The organism is Paenibacillus sp. BK720 (genome assembly GCF_011761545.1).
In the GTDB taxonomy this organism is placed as follows: Bacteria; Bacillota; Bacilli; order Paenibacillales; family Paenibacillaceae; genus Pristimantibacillus.
Map to the genome: position 1 here is coordinate 12,333 of NZ_JAASRQ010000010.1, position 20,207 is coordinate 32,539.

17 protein-coding genes are annotated in these 20,207 nt (G+C 53.2%); all 17 read right to left on the minus strand.

Annotated elements, in window-relative coordinates; genetic code table 11:
* Positions 1-29: 29 nt before the first annotated feature.
* The gene (locus tag FHT67_RS27765) at positions 30-1,595 is read right to left on the minus strand and encodes an anthranilate synthase component I family protein (RefSeq protein ID WP_167202009.1); all 1,566 of its coding nucleotides are present in this window, start codon (positions 1,593-1,595) and stop codon (positions 30-32) included.
* Positions 1,596-1,700: 105 nt separating this feature from the next.
* Positions 1,701-2,639, minus strand: a complete 939-nt coding sequence (cysK, locus tag FHT67_RS27770) for a cysteine synthase A (RefSeq protein WP_132312902.1) — start codon at positions 2,637-2,639, stop codon at positions 1,701-1,703.
* Positions 2,640-2,801: 162 nt separating this feature from the next.
* Complete coding sequence (locus FHT67_RS27775; RefSeq protein WP_167202010.1) at positions 2,802-3,776, minus strand: peptidylprolyl isomerase; 975 nt, start codon at positions 3,774-3,776, stop codon at positions 2,802-2,804.
* A gap of 18 nt (positions 3,777-3,794) precedes the next feature.
* A complete protein-coding gene (gene hslO / locus FHT67_RS27780) occupies positions 3,795-4,694 on the minus strand; it encodes an Hsp33 family molecular chaperone HslO (protein WP_167202011.1) in 900 nt (299 codons plus the stop codon).
* Between the two features lie 2 nt (positions 4,695-4,696).
* Positions 4,697-5,467 (minus strand): type III pantothenate kinase, encoded by a 771-nt coding sequence (locus FHT67_RS27785; RefSeq protein ID WP_132312908.1) that lies wholly within the window; start codon positions 5,465-5,467, stop codon positions 4,697-4,699.
* Positions 5,464-6,348: a carboxylating nicotinate-nucleotide diphosphorylase gene (nadC, locus tag FHT67_RS27790; RefSeq protein WP_167202012.1), complete on the minus strand. Its 885-nt coding sequence runs from the start codon at positions 6,346-6,348 to the stop codon at positions 5,464-5,466. The genes FHT67_RS27785 and nadC overlap by 4 nt, the downstream gene beginning before the upstream one ends.
* Positions 6,341-7,957 carry an L-aspartate oxidase gene (nadB, locus tag FHT67_RS27795; protein ID WP_167202030.1) on the minus strand — a complete coding sequence of 539 codons (1,617 nt, stop codon included), beginning with the start codon at positions 7,955-7,957 and terminating at the stop codon, positions 6,341-6,343. The genes nadC and nadB overlap by 8 nt, the downstream gene beginning before the upstream one ends.
* A gap of 46 nt (positions 7,958-8,003) precedes the next feature.
* Positions 8,004-8,942 (minus strand): quinolinate synthase NadA, encoded by a 939-nt coding sequence (gene nadA / locus FHT67_RS27800; protein ID WP_132312912.1) that lies wholly within the window; start codon positions 8,940-8,942, stop codon positions 8,004-8,006.
* Between the two features lie 251 nt (positions 8,943-9,193).
* On the minus strand, positions 9,194-10,156 hold the full coding sequence (locus tag FHT67_RS27805) for an ABC transporter permease (protein WP_132312913.1): 963 nt from the start codon (positions 10,154-10,156) through the stop codon (positions 9,194-9,196).
* The gene (locus FHT67_RS27810; RefSeq protein ID WP_132312915.1) at positions 10,153-11,247 is read right to left on the minus strand and encodes an ABC transporter permease; all 1,095 of its coding nucleotides are present in this window, start codon (positions 11,245-11,247) and stop codon (positions 10,153-10,155) included. The genes FHT67_RS27805 and FHT67_RS27810 overlap by 4 nt, the downstream gene beginning before the upstream one ends.
* Positions 11,248-11,253: 6 nt before the next feature.
* Positions 11,254-12,801, minus strand: coding sequence for an ABC transporter ATP-binding protein (locus tag FHT67_RS27815; protein WP_132312917.1), 1,548 nt, complete (start codon positions 12,799-12,801; stop codon positions 11,254-11,256).
* 110 nt (positions 12,802-12,911) lie between these two features.
* Positions 12,912-13,979, minus strand: a complete 1,068-nt coding sequence (locus FHT67_RS27820; RefSeq protein ID WP_132312919.1) for a BMP family lipoprotein — start codon at positions 13,977-13,979, stop codon at positions 12,912-12,914.
* A gap of 328 nt (positions 13,980-14,307) precedes the next feature.
* Positions 14,308-16,320 (minus strand): ATP-dependent zinc metalloprotease FtsH, encoded by a 2,013-nt coding sequence (ftsH, locus tag FHT67_RS27825; protein ID WP_132312921.1) that lies wholly within the window; start codon positions 16,318-16,320, stop codon positions 14,308-14,310.
* A 103-nt stretch (positions 16,321-16,423) separates the two neighbouring features.
* On the minus strand, positions 16,424-16,963 hold the full coding sequence (hpt, locus tag FHT67_RS27830) for a hypoxanthine phosphoribosyltransferase (protein ID WP_012772064.1): 540 nt from the start codon (positions 16,961-16,963) through the stop codon (positions 16,424-16,426).
* A 54-nt stretch (positions 16,964-17,017) separates the two neighbouring features.
* The gene (gene tilS / locus FHT67_RS27835) at positions 17,018-18,445 is read right to left on the minus strand and encodes a tRNA lysidine(34) synthetase TilS (protein WP_132312923.1); all 1,428 of its coding nucleotides are present in this window, start codon (positions 18,443-18,445) and stop codon (positions 17,018-17,020) included.
* A gap of 54 nt (positions 18,446-18,499) precedes the next feature.
* Positions 18,500-19,399 carry a protein kinase domain-containing protein gene (locus FHT67_RS27840; RefSeq protein WP_208403646.1) on the minus strand — a complete coding sequence of 300 codons (900 nt, stop codon included), beginning with the start codon at positions 19,397-19,399 and terminating at the stop codon, positions 18,500-18,502.
* A 1-nt stretch (position 19,400) separates the two neighbouring features.
* A complete protein-coding gene (locus tag FHT67_RS27845; RefSeq protein ID WP_132312927.1) occupies positions 19,401-20,129 on the minus strand; it encodes a vWA domain-containing protein in 729 nt (242 codons plus the stop codon).
* Positions 20,130-20,207: the final 78 nt, after the last annotated feature.

The window sequence follows — 20,207 nt, forward strand, 5'->3', positions numbered from 1 at the left end:
CCTGCTCCCCCTTTGTATGTCGCTCCGCGCTATGTCCGGCTCGCCCGCTCCGCAAACCTTTCGCTGTACTGAATGGCCTTCCACAACGCCTTTGCTTTATTTAACGATTCGTAATATTCCCGTTCCGGATCGGAATCAATAACGATGCCCGCTCCGGCTTGAATATTAACGATACCGTCCTTCACCGCCATCGTTCTTATTATTATATTAAATTCCATATCGCCATTATAGTCAATCCATCCGAGCGATCCCGTATAAGCTCCCCGCCGCACGGGCTCAAGCTCCTCGATAATCTCCATCGTCCGGATCTTCGGCGCGCCGGTAATCGTTCCTCCCGGGAAAGTTGCGGCAATGACGTCAAAGGCATCCTTTCCTTCGGCAAGGCGTCCTTCCACCTGCGAGACCAGATGCATCACGTGGGAATAATATTCGATAACCATAAGCTCTTCCACTTTAACGGTTCCGAATTCCGATATTCGTCCAAGATCGTTCCGCTCCAGGTCAACCAGCATAATATGCTCGGCCCGCTCCTTCTCGCTAGCTCGGAGCTCCTCTGCCATCACGCCGTCTTCCGCCTCCGAGCGTCCCCGGCGTCGAGTGCCCGCTATCGGTCGTGTTGCCAGCTTGCCGCCGTTCTGCTCGACCAGAAGCTCCGGAGAGGCAGAAACCAGCTGGAAGTCCGGACAGCGGAGAAAGCCCATATAAGGCGACGGATTGAAAATACGCAGCCATTCGTACAGCTCCTCCGGCGGGGAGCTGACCTGCCTGCTCTGCCGCTGCGACAGGTTCACCTGGAATACGTCTCCCTGGCTGATATACTGCTGAATCCGGCGGACTGCCTCCATAAATGCTTCCTTCCGGAATGGAGAAGTGATGCCTTCTACCGACTCTACGTCAATGTGAAGACTGTCGCCTGCTGTGAATTGTCTTCGTTCCTCGCGCACGGCTGACGCCTCGCCGCCCTGAGGCTGAATATGCTGCTGCCAAAATATCTCCATCTCCTCAGCTTCAACAACGGCCTCGTCGTATTTGGCCTGCAGCTGCGCTTCGTTCTCTTCCCCGGTAACCGCCTTATGGACCGCGCAGTACAGCATCTTCTCCTGCTGATCCACGATCCAGATCCGGTTCATCCGCAGGAACAGATAATCCGGAAGTCCCGTGTCGTCCGCCGCAAGCTCGGGCAGCCGTTCGATAGAACGGATCACATCATAGCTCCAGAAGCCTACGCAGCCCCCTGTCCACTTTGGTCCCCCAGCAAGCTTAGGTGCGCGGTGCGGCTCCATCCAGCGCCGGACAACCTCAAGCGGCTTGCCCTCCCAGAGCTGCTCCGAGAGAACCTGTCCCTCCCGGTCCCATTCCGATGACTGGGCATGGTGTCCTTTGCCGCGGATAACCCCTTCCGGATGAAGCCCCAAATAGGTATAACGTCCATCCTTACCGCTCTCCAAAACGAATGCATGCGGGGAAGCCTCGCGCCATGCCGACTCCCATGAATCAACCGTAATGGCATGAAGCGGAATGCGCTTCAGCAGCGGCAAGGTGGTGTATTTGCGCTCTGCCTGCCATAAAGCCCACTGCCCTAGTGCGGTGAACATGTCAATTTCCTCCGATCAGGTATGATTTGCTAAGTATACAAAAAGCCTAAACAAACGTCAAAAAGCCCCCCGTTCCTAAGAACGGGGGGCTTTTTGGCGACAATATTAGTTCTCGAAGTTGAACAGAGGCGTAGACAGGTAACGCTCGCCGTTGGATGGAATAATCGCAATAACGCGTTTTCCTTTGCCGAGTTCCTTCGCTACTTTCAGAGCGGCATAGATTGCTGCACCGGAAGAAATACCGACCAGAAGACCTTCTTCTTTTGCAGCACGGCGTGCAAATTCGAAAGCTTCTTCATTCTCAACGGTAATAACGCCGTCGTAGATCTCGCGATTCAGGATATCCGGCACGAAGTTAGCGCCGATGCCTTGGATTTTGTGAGGACCCGGGTTGCCGCCCGACAGGATCGGGGATGCAGCAGGCTCAACCGCGTAAATCTTGATGCCTTCGAAGTTCTTCTTCAGCACTTCGCCCGTGCCCGAGATTGTTCCGCCAGTACCGATGCCGGCAACAAAAGCATCCAGCTTGCCGTCCAGCGAGTTAATCGCTTCGACGATCTCCGGACCTGTTGTTTCACGGTGTACTTTCACGTTGGCTTGGTTCTTGAATTGTTGCGGGATGAAGTAAGACGGGTTCTCCTTCGCCAGCTCTTCCGCTTTGCGAACGGCACCGTTCATGCCTTCGGATCCTGGAGTCAGAACAAGCTCGGCACCGTAAGCGCGAAGCAGGTTGCGGCGCTCGATACTCATTGTTTCAGGCATAACGAGGATCGCTTTGTAGCCTTTTGCCGCAGCTACCATTGCAAGACCGATACCCGTGTTGCCGCTTGTAGGCTCGACAATCGTATCGCCGGGCTTCAGAATGCCCTCTTGCTCCGCTACCTCGATCATGCTGATCGCGATACGGTCTTTAACGCTTGCGCCAGGGTTCTGGTACTCAAGCTTCACATAGATTTCCGCGCTGTCTTCCGGTACAAGACGGTTCAAACGGACAAGCGGTGTATCACCAATAAGTTCAGTTACGCTGTTAACGATTCTAGCCATGAGAATAATTGCCTCCCTTATTCCGACTAATTCAGTTGGTTTTTTCACTACTAACATCTTATCAATCTCTCGCATCCGTTGTCAATAGTTTCTTTCTTGAATTGACAGGAAAAGGGAGAAGCCGCCCGGTAGGCGACTTCTCCCTGATAATTGATAAGTGCTCTAAGGGGTAATCTCCGCGTTGTATTTCTTGAGCAAATCATCCTCGATCTCACTAAGCGGCTTGGCTTTGGACAGCGCCAGCTCCTTGCGGGCCGTATCGTACAGGACATGTCCCGTCAGCCCCTCGGTCTTCTGCCGCTCCAGTACGCGGATAACCGCATAGCCCTCCGGAACCTTGATGGGACCGGTTGACTCGCCGGTCTGCAGCCTGCCCGCTTCCTCCAGCATATCGGCATCGTAAAACGGATCGTCCAAATCGATAAGTCCAAGGTCGCCGCCCGAACCCGATGTATTCGCATCCTTCGAATACTCCAGCGCAAGCTGTTCGAACGAATCGCCGGCAGCGAGCTTATCGAGAACATCGCTTGCTTCGTTCTTCGTATCCGTGACAATCCATTGCAAATGAAGCCTTAGCCGGTCCGCAAACTGCTCCGGATGAGCCGCTATGTAATTCTCGATCTCCACTTCGGACAGATTAACGGTCAGAATGGCAATCTTCTCGAGCAGCAGACGGTACTTTACGTCTTCTTCTACATCACTCTTCGTCATGCCAAGCTGTTCTTTCATTACTTCATAAAAAACTTCCTCGCTGTCATAGCCGTCCATCATAGCGGCAAGCTCCCGCTCCTCCTCCTCGGAGGACAGGGTTAGCCGCTGCGCCTCTGCTTCCAGATCTATCGCCTTATGGACCATCAATGTCCTCAGCACATTATCGCCATACTGCCGTTTAAGCTGATCGGCCAGCTCCGCGGCCGTTATCGGGAAGCCTCCTACCGTCGCAGCAATTCCTTCGCTCCGGGAAGGATCGGAATCGCTAGGCGTATCCCCGGCTTGCGCTTTTGTCTCCGAATCGGAATCATGCTTCTCGGGATCGTCCGAGAACGGAGACAGCTTCACGATAACCGCCACGCTTAGGACGATCATGCAGATCGCTTGAAGTACAACAACTGCTTTTAATACCCCGTATTTCTTCATTCCCCCATGCTTCCGGCGTTATTGCACAAGCTTTGGCTTCGCCTGGTCAAGCAGCTCTTGCAGCTGCTCCCGGTCAAACGTGTAAGCCTCATTGCAATAATGGCAGACAACCTCTGCCTTGCCGTCTTCCTCGATAATCTGCTCCAGCTCCGATGCCCCTAGGCTAATCAGCGTCTGCTCGACCCGATCCCGCGAGCATTTGCATTGGAACTTCAGCTCCAGCGTATCATGGATATGCAGATCGTCGCCTACCAGCCTGCGAAGGATGCCCTCCGGCGTTTCGCCCTGCTCCATCAGCTTGGTCACATGCGGAATGGAGCCGATAGTCTGCTCAAGACGGGTAATCTCCTCATCGGTAAGACCGGGCAGAAGCTGTAAAATAAAGCCGCCCGCATGAGTGACTCTTCCTTCCGGCTCAACAAGCACGCCAAGTCCAACTGCGGAAGGCGTCTGTTCGGATACGGCAAAGTAATAAGTGAAATCCTCGCCCAGCTCGCCCGATACAATCGGGACGCTGCCGAGATAAGGATCCTTGAGGCCGAGATCCTTTATAATGTGAAGATAGCCGTTACGGCCAACGCCGCCGGCAACATCGATTTTCCCCTGTTCGTTGCTTGGCAGCAGGACATCGGGATTATCGACATACCCGCGCACTTCGCCGTGCGCATTCGCGTCAACCACGATTTGTCCGATCGGACCGTCGCCTTTTACTTTAACCGTCAGCTGCTCTTCGCCTTTCAGCATTGCGCCCATAATCGCGGCGGCTGTTGCCGTGCGCCCGAAGGCTGCCGTTGCGGTGGGCATTGTGTGGTGGCGCCGCTGAAGCTCATTTACAAGCTGCGTTGTGCAGGCTGCGAATACGCGGATCTTGCCTCCCCACGCCGTCCCCCGGACGAGAACGTCTGGTAACTGCTCCATGTTTATCCCTCCTGATTCCGTTCGTAAATAATGCGCAATCCTTCCAACGTCAGAAGTGGATCGACTTCTTCTATCGTTTCCGATTCCGTGCTAATTAACTCCGCCAGCCCTCCCGTTGCCACAACGCGGGGGCTTACCTGAAACTCTTTTCTAATCCGGTTCACGATACCGTCAACTTGTCCCGCATAACCATAGATGATACCGGCTTGCATGGACGTAACGGGATTGCGGCCGATAACGCTCTTCGGCTTGACCAGCTCAATGCGCGGCAGCTTAGCCGCGCGCTGGTACAAGGCTTCCGTGGAAATGCCGATGCCCGGCACAATCGCTCCGCCCAGATAGCTTCCCGAAGCATCGATATAATCAAACGTTGTGGCCGTGCCGAAATCAACAACGATCAGCGGCGCGCCGTATTTGACGATACCGGCAACGGAGTTTACGATCCGGTCGGCGCCAACCTCGCGCGGATTCTCGTAGCGTATATTAAGCCCGGTTTTAATGCCGGGTCCAACGACAAGCGGCGTTTTGCGCAAATATTTCATGCAAAGCTGTTCCAGGGCGCGCATGAGCGGCGGCACAACGGAGGAGATAATTACGCCTTCGATCTGCTCCATCCGGATACCCGCATAGTGGAACAAATTATGAATATTCATGCCGTATTCGTCAACGGTCGCCGAGCGGTTCGTGCTGAGCCGCCAGTGATGCAGCAGGTCCTTGCCCTTATAGACGCCCAGAACGATGTTTGTGTTGCCCACATCGATTACTAAAATCACGCCCGCGCGCCTCCTTTTTTCTCATTCAAATCCAGACTGATATCAAGAGCGTTAAAGGAATAGGTCAAGCCCCCGACGGAAATGACATCCACGCCGCAGGCCGCAATGCTGCGGACCGTATCCAAACGCACGTTGCCGGACGCTTCTACTATAACATGAGGCGAGCGCGACTTAATGAGGCTTACTGCCTCCGTCATCAGCGCCGGTGCCATATTGTCGAGCATGATAATATCCGCTCCGCAGGCCAGCGCTTCTTCCACCTGCTCAATACACTCCGCCTCTACTTCGATTTTCATTGTATGTGGAATCGCCGCGCGGGATGCCTCAACAGCCTGGCGGATGCCGCCCGCGCCCTTGATATGATTATCTTTGATCATTACGGCGTCGTATAAACCAAAGCGGTGATTCGCTCCCCCGCCGACACGGACTGCGTACTTCTCCAGCATGCGGTGGCCGGGCGTTGTTTTGCGCGTATCCACGAGACGGACAGGCAAGCCTTCCAGCGCCGTTACAAAAGCATTGGTCTTTGTTGCGATGCCGGACAAACGCTGCATCAGGTTCAGCGCCAGTCGCTCGCCCGTAAGCAGGCTGTGAGTGCTGCCTTCCACGGTTGCGATGACCGTCCCCTTCTCTACGCGCTCCCCGTCTATCACTTTTGCTTCAAACCGAAGCGACGGATCCACAATCTCGAAAACGATCCGCGCAACCGGGAGACCGGCAATAATCCCGCTCTCCTTCACATGGATCACCGCCGTAGACTGCGAGCCCATCGGAATGGTCGTTGCCGTCGTAATATCGCCGCTGCCGATATCTTCGGCCAGCCAGCCGCGGATTTGCTCGCGCAGGGCATGGTTATATGTGCCAAACGTTGTATCAAACATGAATAATTCGCTCCTCCGTCGTTCCTTGCAGCCGTTGCATCACGGTATGCTTGCGCCATGCCTCGTCATTCTTCTCCGGAAAGTCCTCCCGGTAATGCCCGCCCCGGCTTTCCTCCCGCTGCAACGCGGATTCCGTGGTTAGAATCGCGCAGGTCAGCAGGTTAGCGAATTCGTACTCCTCGCGTTTGGTCAGAACGGATTGGAAGAACGGCAGCTGCCGCTTCAGTTCCTCAAGCCCTCTCTCAAGACCGTGCGCGTCGCGGCGAAGCCCCGCATACCGCACCATCACCTTCTGCAGCTTCAGTCTCTTCTCGACTACCGCCTGCATAGGCGCGCTGCTGCGCGGCTGGTCGTTCACGAGGACCGGCTTCGTCTGCAGCTTAGGCAGCTTCATGATGCTGTCCACAATCCGTTTGCCAAACACAATAGCCTCTGACAGCGAGTTGCTGGCAAGACGGTTCGCGCCATGAACGCCGGTTGAGGATACTTCCCCGCAAGCAAACAGTCTTCTTATATTGGTTTCCCCGAACAGATCGGTTTTGACTCCGCCCATCATATAATGGGCGGCCGGCGCAACCGGAATCCAGTCGGTTGCCAGATCCAGCCCGTACTGCAGGCAGAACTCGTAAATCGTAGGGAAACGATGCTTCACCATTTCAGGCGATTCATGCGTAATATCCAGATAGACGAAGGTCGACTTCGTCTCTTCCATCTCGCTGACAATAGCGCGTGCCACGACATCGCGCGGCGCCAGCTCCAGCTGATGATGATAACGCTCCATAAACCGCTCGCCCCGGATATTTCGCAGATACGCGCCTTCTCCGCGAACGGCTTCCGAGATCAGAAAGCGCGGAGCGCCCGGATAACATAGCGAAGTCGGATGGAATTGCACAAACTCCATATCCTGAATGAGCGCGCCAGCCCGATACGCCATCGCAATTCCGTCGCCGGTTGCGACATCCGGGTTTGTTGTGTACCGGTATAATTGGCCCGTCCCGCCGGAGCACAGAATCGTCGCTTTGCCGCGCACGTACAAGCGGTGTCCGTCCGGCTTCTGCACGATAGCCCCGCAGCATTCGCCGTCCTGCGTGACCAGATCGATCACAAAGTGATCATCCCACACGTCAATGCCCGGGTCGGCGGTCGCCTTCTCGGAAAGAGCGCGTACAATTTCATAACCCGTCGCATCGCCATTGGCATGAAGGATGCGGCGCTGGCTATGCGCGCCCTCCTTGGTCAGCGCGAACTCGCCGTTCTCCAGGTCGAACTGCGTCCCCATTCGGATCAGGTTGTTAACCCCTTCCGGTCCTTCGTGAACCAGAACGTTAACGGCATCCTCGGAGCAGAGGCCTGCCCCCGCAATAAGCGTGTCCTCGCGGTGATAAGCCGGGGAATCGTCATCCGAGATTACAGCCGCGATTCCGCCTTGCGCGTAACGCGTATTGCTGTCGAGCAGTGATTTTTTCGTAATCATTAAGACGGACTGATTATTCTCGCTTGCCCGGAGCGCGGTGAAAAGACCGGCGATGCCAGCCCCAATCACGATAACGTCCTTCTCTATTACCGGCAAGTCCTCGAGCGACAGATCAACAAGATATCTTGGTATCATCATCTTCGTAATGCGCCTCCAAGCATAGGAGTAGCGCATGCTCCTCCTATTTAACGAGTAACATGCGCTCCAGGGACTTACGAGCTTGTTCCGCTACATGATCGGGAACGTAAATTTGAGGCTGCATGGTTTCCAGGCATTTCACCAGCTTCTTCAAGTTGTTCACTTTCATGTTCGGGCAAACCAAATATTTGGATGCAAAATGGAAGGTCTTATTCGGGCTGTCCAGACGCAGCTGGTAGCCGGTACCGTCTTCCGTGCCGACGATAAACTCCTGACAATCCGACTCCTTGCAATATTTAATAATGGCTGTCGTGCTGCCGACGAAATCGCCAAGCTCCACAACCTCGGGGCGGCATTCCGGATGCACGACGAATTGCGCGTTCGGATACTTCGCCTTCATTTCTTCAACGTCTTTCACGGTAAGCATATCATGGGTGTTGCAGTAGCCTTCCCAGATAATCATTTTCTTGTCGGTGTTCTGCTGCACGTAATGGCCAAGGTTTTTGTCCGGTACCCAGATTACTTCATCGCCCTCAACCGAGTTCACCACTTTAACGGCGTTGGCCGAGGTACAGCAAATATCCGTTTCCGCCTTGATCTCCGCGGAAGAGTTAATATACGTAACGACGGTCGCGTTCGGATGCTGCGCCTTCAGCTTGCGCAGACCGTCCACGTTAACCATGTCGGCCATCGGGCAGCCGGCGCGTTCGTCGGGAATAATGACGGTTTTGTTAGGAGCCAGAATTTTGGCGCTCTCTCCCATAAAATGAACGCCGCAAAAAACAATAACGTCCGCGTCGGTTTGTGCAGCCTTTTGCGCAAGCAGGAACGAGTCCCCGCGGAAATCGGCCACCTCTTGAATTTCGTCTCGTTGATAATAATGGGCAAGAATGATGGCATTGCGTTCCTTCTTCAATTGCATGAGCCTTTCACGCAGTTCACGATTCTGTTCCGCCTTGCGTTCCAGCGCCAGTGCTTCCACAGTTGATCCTCTCCTCTTATGAGGGATGGGCGATAAGTCCCATTCCGATTATGGCTACCCAGACTTTGTGAATTGATGCACAAACTATTTTAAAGTCAATGGCTATTTATGATTCTTTTGTTAAGGTTTAATTTACTCCAGGCGCAGGATGCTGTCAATGTATTTAGACAATAAAAAAACCTCTTCTCCACAGCAAATTTTGCATGAAGTGGAGAAGAGGACGTAAACCGCTGCCGGAATACGATTTTCGGCTACCTTTTGGCCGGATCGTACGGCTCGCCAAGCGCGCCCGGCGCCGCCGAGCGTCCCACCGCGCCCGCAAGCACAAGAAGCGTCAGCAGATACGGCAGCATGTAGAAAAATTCATTCGGAATATGATGCGACCATTCGAACAGCTGCGCCCAGTTCCGGAGCGCCTGCGCCATCCCGAAGAAGATCGCCGCTCCGGCTACGCCAAGCGGATTCCATTTGCCGAAAATAACGGCCGCAATCGCGATAAAGCCCTGCCCGGAAATCGTATTATGGGCAAAGTTGCTTGTTGTTGTCAGGGCGATCGTTGCTCCGCCAAGACCGGCCAAAGCGCCGCTCAGCATCACGCCGATATAACGGTACTTCGTTACGCTGATGCCAACCGTATCGGCCGAGCTTGGATGCTCGCCCACCGCTCGGAGGCGAAGGCCGAAGGTTGTACGGTATAGCACGATATAGCTGAGAATAACAACCCCGATCACGATATAAGTGGTTGGGTAAGCGGTGAAAATACCTTTGCCGAGCAAAGGAATATCCGACAGCCCCGGTATGGCGACCGGATTAAATACATATTCCAGCGTGGTTGTTTGTCCCGAGCCCTCATAGAGGCTCTTCGTCAGATAGATGGCAAGACCCGCCGCCAAAATATTAATAACGACGCCTACAATGGTCTGGTCGGCTTTGAACGTTATCGTGGCAACCGCGTGCAGCAAAGATACCACAAGTCCAAGCACCAGACCGGCAAGCAGTCCGATCCATGGCGCGCCATGCTTCATTCCGCCCTGAATGGCTTGATCGGCGAATACGGCAGCCCCAAAAGCGCCCGCGATCATAAGTCCCTCAAGACCGATGTTCACGACCCCGGATCGCTCCGAGAACACGCCGCCTAGTCCGGTGAAGATCAAAGCGGTTGAGAAGACAAGCGTAATGCTGATTAACTGTCCGATTGTATCTAGTGCGTTCACAGGGCACTGCCTCCTTCCGACTTGCCTTTATTCGAACGGCGAGCCATAAACGGCTTCAGGAAGAACTTCACGAGACCGTGCGAAGCGACAAAGAAGATGATGGATCCGATAACGATCCGTACGATCTCCGGTGGTACATTCGCTCCGAAGCTCATGCCGGCCGAGCCGTAGCTTAAACCGCCGAACAGCACGGCGCCAAGGAATACGCCGATTGGCGTATTGCCGCCAAGAAGGGCAACCGCGATGCCGTCGAAGCCATAACCCCATGACGCGGCCATAACCGTCTGGTAACCAAAGACGCCAAGAATCTCGAATACGCCGCCAAGTCCGGCGAATACGCCGCTGATAAACATCGAGGTAATGATCGTACGGTTTACGTTCATTCCCGCATACAGCGCGGCATTCGGGTTGAGGCCAACCGCCCGGAGCTCGTAGCCTTTCTTCGTGCGCCACAAAATGACGTAAAACACAATCAAACCGATGATTGCGATGAGCGTCCCCCAATGCATGCGGGCATTGCCCATGCTTTCGGACAGCCACTTGATCGATACAAGCGCCGATTCGTGAACCGGCTTCGATTTCTGCTGGCCTTCCATAACGAGATACGTGCCTACGATATAGTTGGACAGGAAGAGGGCAATCCAGTTCAGCATAATGGAGGAGATAACCTCGTTAACGCCTCGGGCCGCCTTCAGGTAACCGGCGAGCGCCGCCCACAGGCCGCCAAACAGTCCGCCTACGATAATCGCAAGCGGCGCGTGGATATACCATGGCAAATCAAGCGTTACCCCGATAATCGTGGCCCCCGTCATCCCCATCAGGAACTGACCGTCGGCACCAATGTTGAAAAGACCCGTACGGAAAGCAAAGGCTACCGCAATACCGGTAAAGATAAGCGGCGTAATCGCACGGATTGCTTCACCGATATCGTAAGGACTGCCGAACAGCTTCTTCACCAAAGCGGTATAAGCCATCCAAGGATCGTATCCGCCCGCGAGCATCGCAAGCGCGCCGCAGATGAGACCTAGGATGATCGCCACAAGAGGCACAAGGAAGGAAGACTTGTCGAATATTTTTCTCATCGTGTTCATTTCGTTCTACTTCCTCCCTTCTGCAGTAGCGGCGGCAGCGGATGCATCGCCCGCCATCATGAGTCCAAGCTGCTGATCATCGCGATGATCGGCATCCACTTCGCCCATCAAGCGGCCTTCGTACATAACCGCGATCCGGTCGGACAAGGAATACAGCTCATCGAGCTCAAAGGAAACGAGCAGAATCGCTTTGCCTTCATTCCGCGCTTCGACCAGCCGCTTATGTACATATTCAATCGCGCCGATATCGAGACCGCGCGTTGGTTGAACGGCAATAAGCAAATCCGGGTTCTTCCACAGCTCACGGGCGATAATCGCCTTCTGCTGGTTACCGCCGGAGAGCGAGCGCGCTTTCGCATGGATACCGGAGCCGCGAACGTCAAACTCGTTGACCAGCTTATCGGCCAGCGTATCCATTGCCTTAAAATCGATAAAACCGTTCTTGCCGAACTGCGGGTCGAAATAATTGCCCAGAATCATGTTCTCGCTTAGCGTGAAATCAAGGACGAGACCATGCTTGTGCCGATCCTCAGGAATATGGCTTACGCCGGCTAGAGATATCTCGCGCGGCGTTCGATTTGTAATATCCTTGCCGTTCAGGCTTACGCTTCCGCCGTTTACGCCGCGCATTCCCGTAATCGCGTAGATAAGCTCGCTTTGGCCGTTGCCGTCAACCCCTGCGATGCCAAGAATCTCGCCGGCGCGAACATCAAAGCTGAGGCCATCGAGAACCTGCTTGCCCTGATCGCCTTTCATGCGCAGCGAATCAACGGACAGTACAACCTCGCCAGGCTCCTTTTTCGATTTCTCGATCTCGAAGGTGACGTCTCTGCCGACCATCAACTCGGCCAAATGCCGCTCGTTTGTTTCCGACGTTGGAAGGGTGCGAATAACCTTGCCTCTGCGAATAACGGTTACCGTATCCGCCAGCGCCATAACTTCCTTCAGCTTATGGGTAATCAGAATAATCGACTTGCCCTCCGCCGACAGGTTGCGCAAAATTTCGATCAACTCTTCGATTTCCTGAACCGTCAGTACGGCTGTCGGTTCATCGAAGATCAGAATATCGGCGCCGCGGTACAAGGTTTTCAGAATCTCTACCCGCTGCTGCATGCCAACCGTAATATCTTGAATCCGCATTTGCGGATCTACTTTCAATCCGTAACGTTCGGAGAGCTCCCGAACTCTGTGGTTTGCTTGTCTATATTTCAGAAACCCAAATTTCGACGGCTCGTTGCCGAGCACGATATTCTCTGCAACCGTAAATGGCTGCACAAGCTTGAAATGCTGATGGACCATGCCGATCCCAAGTTCAATTGCTTTGCCCGCTCCGTCAATGACGGTCTTGTTGCCGTTAACCCAAATCTCGCCTTCTTCAGGCTGATACAAGCCGAACAGAATGTTCATCAGCGTCGATTTGCCCGCCCCGTTCTCGCCGAGCAGTGCATGAATCTCGCCTTTTTTCAATTCAAAATTGATGTTGTCATTGGCCACTAACCCTGGAAAACGTTTCGTTATCCCTTTTAGTTCAACAGCCGTTGTGCTCCGGTCCATTCTTTCATCATCCCCCCGGGGTTTCTACCTGTATGGCAAAAAAGGACAAGACCGGCTTACTGCCGGCCTTGCCTTGACACAGCGACATTAAATCATTTTCGCAAGGAAAATTATTTAACTGGCACCGTAATCTCGCCGCTGATGATTTTTTGTTTGTACTCTTCCACTTTCGCAAGAACATCAGCCGGAACGTTTTTCGTCGAAGTCTCAGGCAAACCTACGCCATTGTCTTTCAGACCAAGCGTAACCACTTTACCGCCTTGCCATGTACCGTTAATCAGATCCGTCGAGACTTTATATACAGCCGCTTCTACGCCCTTCATCATGGAAGTCAGCGTAATTTCGTCGCCGAATTCAAGCGATTGGTCTTTGTCTACGCCGATTACCCATACGTCTTTACCAGCGTCTTTACGGGATTTCGCTTCGTTGAATACGCCGTTGCCGGATGCGCCGGAAGCGTGGAAGATGATGTCGACGCCAGCGTCATACATCGTTGCAGCGGCTTGCTTGCCAAGGTCAGGCTTCGAGAAGTCGCCTACATAGTTGATTTTCATGCTTTTCGCAGCTTCAGGGTTAACCGCTTCTACGCCTGCTTTAAAGCCGGCTTCGAATTTTTTGATAACCGGAATTTCCATGCCGCCTACGAAACCGATTTTGTTTGTTTTCGTCATCAAGCCGGCAACAACGCCAACCAGGAAGGAGCCTTCATTTTCCGCGAAAGATACGGATTCAACGTTAGGCAGATCCACTTCGGCATCGATAAGCGCGAATTTGGAGTTTGGATTTTCGGTTGCAACCTTGGTCATCGCATCCGTAAACAGGAAGCCGATCCCCCAAGTCAGATCATATTTCTCCGATACGAAAGCCTTCAGGTTCGGCTCCATGTCGGCATCGCCTTTGGATTCAAGGTATTTTGTTTCGGCGCCGGTATCAGCCGTTACTTTCTTCAGAGCTTCCCAAGCGCTTTGGTTAAAGGATTTGTCGTTAACGCCACCAACGTCCGTTGCCATGCCAATTTTAAGTTTAGAGGCCGCTCCAGAAGTTCCCGGGGATGCAGCACCTTCGTTGCTGCCTTTGTTAGAGTTATTGGTGTTGTCATGACTCTTGCTGCCGCATGCGGACAAGACGAATGTCAACGCCAGGATGATCATAAGCATTAAACCAACTTGTTTCTTCATACCTGTTCTCTCCCCTGCTTTTTATTTGTGTTTAGGGCAAATGCACTATCTTTATTATTCTTGATGTCCAGCGCCACTATTCTCCTTAATTATAATTACAATCTAACAGCCGTCAATCATATTATGTCAACTAATTTGACACAGAAATTTTGTTCAAAAGGAACCACGCTGTTTATGTAACATTTGTGCTATGAATTTTCTGAATTTTCGGATAAGAATCTTACATCTCCAGGATACGTCTCTGGTTAATACCCCTAAAACCCAAACGGCAAACAAAAACAGCTGTCCTTCGTTTGCTATCAGGCAAACATCGGACAGCTGATTCTTATTAAGATCCTTTGTTCGGATCTTCGTCGTCTGGTTTTTGTTCATCCAGCTCAGGAGGTGTAATCTCGCCTGCATCGCGGGTCTGAATACGGACCTTCACGCCGCCGATCGTATCAACGATTGGTTCGGAAGAGGATTCCGCCGCACCGCTGCCTTCTCCTGCAGACTCATCTCCGCCTTCAAGGCCGCCGGATTCAATCAAATTCTTGATTTGCTCAAGCTCGAGCGTTTCTTCTTTAAGAAGCGTTTGAGCGATCAGATGTACTTCTCGGCTTTTCTCCGTTAATAACTGCTTCGCACGGTTGTAGCAATCATTAATGAAGAATTGCATTTCCTGATCAATCTCGTAAGCGATCTTATCGGAATAGTTCTGCTCATGCCCAAGATCTCTGCCCAGGAATACTTGGCCTTGCGATTGGCCGAACTGCATCGGGCCAAGCTTGTCGCTCATACCGTATTCCATGATCATGCTGCGAACGATACCGGTCGCTTGCTTGAAATCGCTGTATGCGCCAGTACCAATCTCGCCGATAAACAATTCTTCCGCAACGCGTCCGCCAAGCAGACCCGTTACTTTATCAAGCAGCTCCTGCTTCGTTACGAGCATACGGTCTTCCTTCGGAAGCATGATGACGTAACCGCCGGCACGGCCGCGCGGAATAATCGTGACTTTGTGTACCATGTCCGCATGCTCCAGGAAGTAGCCGACGATGGTGTGGCCTGCTTCGTGGTAAGCGACGATGCGTTTCTCGCGATCGCTGATGACACGGCTCTTCTTCTCCGTACCAACGATTACGCGGTCAATCGCCTCGTCAACCTCTTGCATGGCAATGTCTTTCTTGTTGCGACGGGCTGCAAGAAGCGCTGCTTCGTTCAGCAGGTTCTCGAGATCCGCGCCGGTAAAGCCTGTCGTACGTTTCGCAATCACATCTAGCTTCACGTCTTTTGCCAGCGGCTTGTTGCGCGCATGGACTTTCAGTACCGCTTCGCGGCCTTTCACGTCTGGACGGTCAACCGTAATTTGGCGGTCGAAGCGTCCCGGACGAAGAAGCGCCGGGTCAAGAATATCCGGACGGTTCGTCGCAGCGACGATGATAATGCCTTCGTTGGCGCCAAAGCCGTCCATCTCGACGAGCAATTGGTTGAGCGTTTGCTCGCGTTCGTCATGTCCGCCGCCAAGTCCGGCGCCGCGCTGACGGCCAACCGCATCGATCTCGTCGATAAAGATGATGCACGGAGCGTTTTTCTTCGCATTCTCGAACAAGTCGCGGACGCGGGATGCGCCGACGCCGACGAACATTTCCACGAAGTCCGAACCGGAGATGCTGAAGAACGGTACGCCAGCCTCGCCGGCTACCGCGCGGGCAAGGAGCGTTTTACCGGTACCCGGAGGACCCACAAGCAATACGCCCTTCGGAATACGCGCGCCCACGACGTTGAATTTGCGAGGATCCTTCAGGAAGTCAACGACTTCGACAAGCTCCTGCTTCTCTTCGTCGGCACCCGCCACATCCTCAAATGTAATGCGCTTCTTCTCTTCGTTGTACAGCCTTGCACGGCTTTTGCCAAAGTTCATTACTTTGCCGCCGCCGCCCTGAGCTTGATTCATCAGGAAGAAGAACAAAATAAATATGATCACAAACGGAATTATGGAAGTAAGGAACGTAAGCCAGATGCTGGGTGTATCCATTGGCTTGTAGTTCAGCTTAAATCCGTATTGCTTCTCTGCATCAAGAATATCCTGCCCCGCTTCTAGACCGATACGCGAGGAGAAGTTCTTTTCTCCGTTTTTGGAGTCCGCAGGCGGTTCTTTATATTTACCTGAAACCAAATAAGTATAACCATCGTACTTCACGGTCAGCTCTTCCACGTTGTTGGAACTGATTGCTTGGCGAAGCTGATCGTATCGAATTCCGACGGTAGTATTATTTTGGCTGCTGATAAACTGAATAATCCCAACCGTTACTAAAAAGATGATCAAATAAAATCCAGTATTACGGATGATCCGATTCATCCCCTACCTCCTCTCAAGACGCTTTTAATATTTTAACATAGCATGACTTTCCATCTCAATAGAACCAAGAGTGAGGGGAGACATGCCGGTTTAACCGCAAATTCTATTTCTCGTAAACTTCCGGCTTCAGAATTCCGATGAACGGAAGGTTGCGGTATTTCTCTGCGTAATCGAGGCCGTAGCCGACAACAAACTCATCCGGCAGCGAGAAGCCGGTGTAGTCCGCTTCGAGATCAACCGAACGGCGTGCAGGCTTGTCGAACAGCGTGGCAACCGTTACCGACTTGGCATTGCGGCGCTCCAGCACATCGATCAGGTAGCTCAGCGTCAGACCGCTGTCAATAATATCTTCGACGATCAGGACGTCGCGCCCTTCCACGGAAGCATCAAGATCTTTAATAATCTTTACGACGCCCGACGATTTGGTCGAAGCCCCGTAGCTCGATACCGCCATAAAATCGATCTCAAGTTTAATCGGCATCTCTTTGACCAGGTCAGACATGAAAATAAATGCACCTTTGAGGACGCAAATAACGAGCGGATTACGCCCATCGAAGTCGCGGCTTAACGTTTCGCCAAGCTCCTTCACCTTCGCCTTGATTTGTCCTTCGTCGTAGAGCACCTCTTTAATATCGTTCAACAAAATGTAAATCCTCCCATATCTTTCACTTTATAATTATGAATACAGCAGTGCTTCTTATTCGTTCTCCATCCGAATGAACAGGAAGTCCGTTGTCTCATGGCCGGTTTGAGCATGGCTTGAACGTCGTATCCCCGGAATCCAGAGCAGGCGGTTATTCGCATCAACAAGCAGCGGATATCGCTCACGCTCGGACGGCGCGATCTTTTCGTCAACGAACATATCTTGCACTTTTTTGGACCCATTTAATCCTAAAACCTGAATTCGGTCGCCAGGCTGCCGATTACGCACCGTAAGCGGAAATACAAGCTGATCTGCGTCAAAGCACACCTCGCTCCGTCCCGCAGGTTTTACCGCTTCACCCCGCTTCAGCCGCTCGATATGAAGTACTCTTCCGCCGGCTGTCATACGCACCGACCTCGAATCCCCGGAAATGGAAAAGGCATAGCCGTCTTCGGACGTTCCCGATGCGTTAAGCACTCGCACCCATCGGATGCTGCCATACTCTCGGATGCACCGAACACCCGAGCCTGCATCGTATCGCCAGGTACTCGGGGCTGCAGGGGCTGCCGCAAGCCGCATCGTCTCAATCGCGTCAAAGGAGGCAATATCTGCATCCTTCGAAAGATAATTTAATATTAGTTTAATCAATCTTCTTTGTAAAGCGACATGAAGACCGGTCAGTTCACCGGCATTAAGCTTGCATTCATCCGGCGCCAACGTAACAAGCGATGTAAAGAGCCGCTGTCCTTCCAGCTCCATCCATTCGTCCTCCGCCCCCGCCACATCGGCGATCCGCCTTAGAGACTGATTAAGCTGAGGATTAAATCGTGAAAGATAGGGAATAACATCCAGCCGAACGACATTCCGAAAGTAATATCGCTCATTGTTGCTGCTGTCGAGGCAATACGGAACATCCTGCCCGGAGCAGTAGCGCACAATGTCTGACTTGTTCATACGAAGTAATGGTCGAATAAGTTCCACGTTTTTTTCTTTCCGTTTCGCGGCTATTCCCGCGAGTCCGGTTAAGCCCGCTCCGCGGATGACGCGCATCAGCACCGTCTCCGCCTGGTCATCCGCATGATGGGCAAGCGCGATGGCGGATGCTCCGTATTTTACCGCAATTTCATGCAGAAAGGCATAACGCCTCTCCCGCGCCGCGGATTGCGCGTTCATTCCCGTTTCCTCTATGTATGCGGGCATGTCGAGCTCGATCATCTCGAAGGGTACGCCCAGCCTCTCCGCATATCGGCGGACAACCTCCGCCTCCTGCCGGGAAGCCTCCTTGCGGAAGCCATGATTAACATGAGCCGCAATAAGCGTGAGCTGATCCTGCCGGGCTGCCAGCCAAAGCAGATGCAGCAGAGCCATCGAATCGGGACCGCCGGATACGGCAGCCACGATCCGGTCGCCCTTTGACCATAGCTGTTCGGTTGCTGCGTATTTCATCATGTCGGTCAGCAGCTTATGGTCTCCCGTTTCCATATGCGTATGTATCTCCCCATTCCCCTTTTAGTATATGTTTCTTCTATATATCAGCTATATACCACTTCGAAGCAGCCAGTAAACCGAAAGGCCGAGCACAACCGCCGAAACGGCGGCGAGCCCCTTCAGCCAGCCTGGCGTCTTCGCGCTCTTCACCCGCGTATCCTTGCGGTGCAGCAGTCTTCGCCAGGCCTCCGCTCCTTCCGAAGCGTCAAAAAATTGCCCGCCGAGCGCCTGCCTCAGCCAGCCCGCTACGGGAACCAGCCCTTTGCACTCGCCAATTAAGCGTTCCAGCTCTTCGGTTGAACGGATTTGCGGCAGCCCTCCCGTCAGCGCGTGAAGCTTCTTCGGCTCATGGAGCATGATGCATAGCACGGCGAAGGAAAACAGATCGTATCTGGCATCCGCCGATCGCGACCCTGCATTCCAGAACCCGCGGTCATAGATTTCGGTAAACTGGCGGATCCCTTTGCCCATCGCCGTAACGCCGCCGTAATCAACCAGCTCTACGTATCCGTAATCGGCAACCAGCACGTTATCGATCTTCAGATCGCCAAACACCCAGCCCTTACGGTGAAGCTCGGCCAGCTTGCCAAGCAGGTTAAGACCAATGAGCGGAAACCACTCGGGCCCGTTTTTCTCCAGGAACTCGGAAATCGTTACGCCGCGCACGTATCTCATAATATAGAAAGGATACTCTTTGCCACCCTCTCCAAGCAGGTCATCTACTTCATAAAGGTAGGTCTGCTTCCGGTCCTGCTTCTCGAGCGCCTGCAGAACATTAATCTCCGACTGCAAATCAACGGCGTCCATCCCTACCTTTAGCGCGCACCAGCCGCGGTCAGCATGAACGAGATAAACCTTGCCGTTCGCTCCCTCTCCAAGCAGCCGCTCGACTCGATAACGGGAATGCTTCCATTTCCCCGTTACAACCGCACCGCGTCGGAGATTCAACTTAAACGACGTAGTCACTCATCATCCCATCCGTTTCATCGTTTCTGCTCTTCTTACCATAATCCCCCTGCCGGTAAAAATCAATGACCTGCATCATTGCCGGACCCGTTGGCGTTGTCCCGCTCATGGGGAATTTCGTAAATATAGAAGAAATGCCTTTCAGATTATCGGTCCAATCCAGATCCAGCTTGCAGTCCTCGCCGTGCTTGCTGCTTGGGAAATGGAATACGGCAATCTCGCTTTGCCCCTGTCGCGCCTGCAGGCTTAGCATAAGGTCATGAATCGCTTCTTCCACCGCGCGAAGCTTCGGCTTCATGCTGGCGCTTGCGTCAATCAGCAGGGCAACCTGCAGCTTGGACGTCTCGCCAAGCTCGTCGATAACGCGGACGACCTCGCTCCGCTTCTCGGGTGGGAGCGCCTCGATCGAACCGTTGCCAAGCACCTGCTTCAATTCCTTTTGGACTGCCAGCTGAATCGTTTGAACCGCCGTTTTTCTCGTCATCATTTGAACCGTCTGCGACAGCTGCCGCATATTCACAAGCCTGCTCAGACCGCCTCCGGCACGGGCAATCTCTTCTATTTCCGATGCGCCAAGCTCTCCCACATCACCATAATCAAGAATACCTACCACGTTGACTGCGATGCCTTCCGCCTTCGCGTGCGCCGCCGCTACAACCGGACTCATTCCGACGTTGGAGCAGCCGTCCGTTACCAGCAATATTTGTTTCATTATTTCTTGCCTCCTCTTCAAACAAGCATGACCTCTCTATCAGTTTTGCCGTTTGGAGCGAGGGATAAACCGCTAGAT

What these genes read in the sequence shown, in the direction of transcription:
- FHT67_RS27765 (WP_167202009.1), bottom strand. Translation starts at nt 1,595, where the DNA reads ATGTTCACCGCACTAGGGCAGTGGGCTTTATGGCAGGCAGAGCGCAAA.
- cysK (WP_132312902.1), bottom strand. Translation starts at nt 2,639, where the DNA reads ATGGCTAGAATCGTTAACAGCGTAACTGAACTTATTGGTGATACACCG.
- FHT67_RS27775 (WP_167202010.1), bottom strand. Translation starts at nt 3,776, where the DNA reads ATGAAGAAATACGGGGTATTAAAAGCAGTTGTTGTACTTCAAGCGATC.
- hslO (WP_167202011.1), bottom strand. Translation starts at nt 4,694, where the DNA reads ATGGAGCAGTTACCAGACGTTCTCGTCCGGGGGACGGCGTGGGGAGGC.
- nadC (WP_167202012.1), bottom strand. Translation starts at nt 6,348, where the DNA reads ATGTTTGATACAACGTTTGGCACATATAACCATGCCCTGCGCGAGCAA.
- nadB (WP_167202030.1), bottom strand. Translation starts at nt 7,957, where the DNA reads ATGATACCAAGATATCTTGTTGATCTGTCGCTCGAGGACTTGCCGGTA.
- FHT67_RS27810 (WP_132312915.1), bottom strand. Translation starts at nt 11,247, where the DNA reads ATGAACACGATGAGAAAAATATTCGACAAGTCTTCCTTCCTTGTGCCT.
- FHT67_RS27815 (WP_132312917.1), bottom strand. Translation starts at nt 12,801, where the DNA reads ATGGACCGGAGCACAACGGCTGTTGAACTAAAAGGGATAACGAAACGT.
- FHT67_RS27820 (WP_132312919.1), bottom strand. Translation starts at nt 13,979, where the DNA reads ATGAAGAAACAAGTTGGTTTAATGCTTATGATCATCCTGGCGTTGACA.
- ftsH (WP_132312921.1), bottom strand. Translation starts at nt 16,320, where the DNA reads ATGAATCGGATCATCCGTAATACTGGATTTTATTTGATCATCTTTTTA.
- tilS (WP_132312923.1), bottom strand. Translation starts at nt 18,445, where the DNA reads ATGGAAACGGGAGACCATAAGCTGCTGACCGACATGATGAAATACGCA.
- FHT67_RS27845 (WP_132312927.1), bottom strand. Translation starts at nt 20,129, where the DNA reads ATGAAACAAATATTGCTGGTAACGGACGGCTGCTCCAACGTCGGAATG.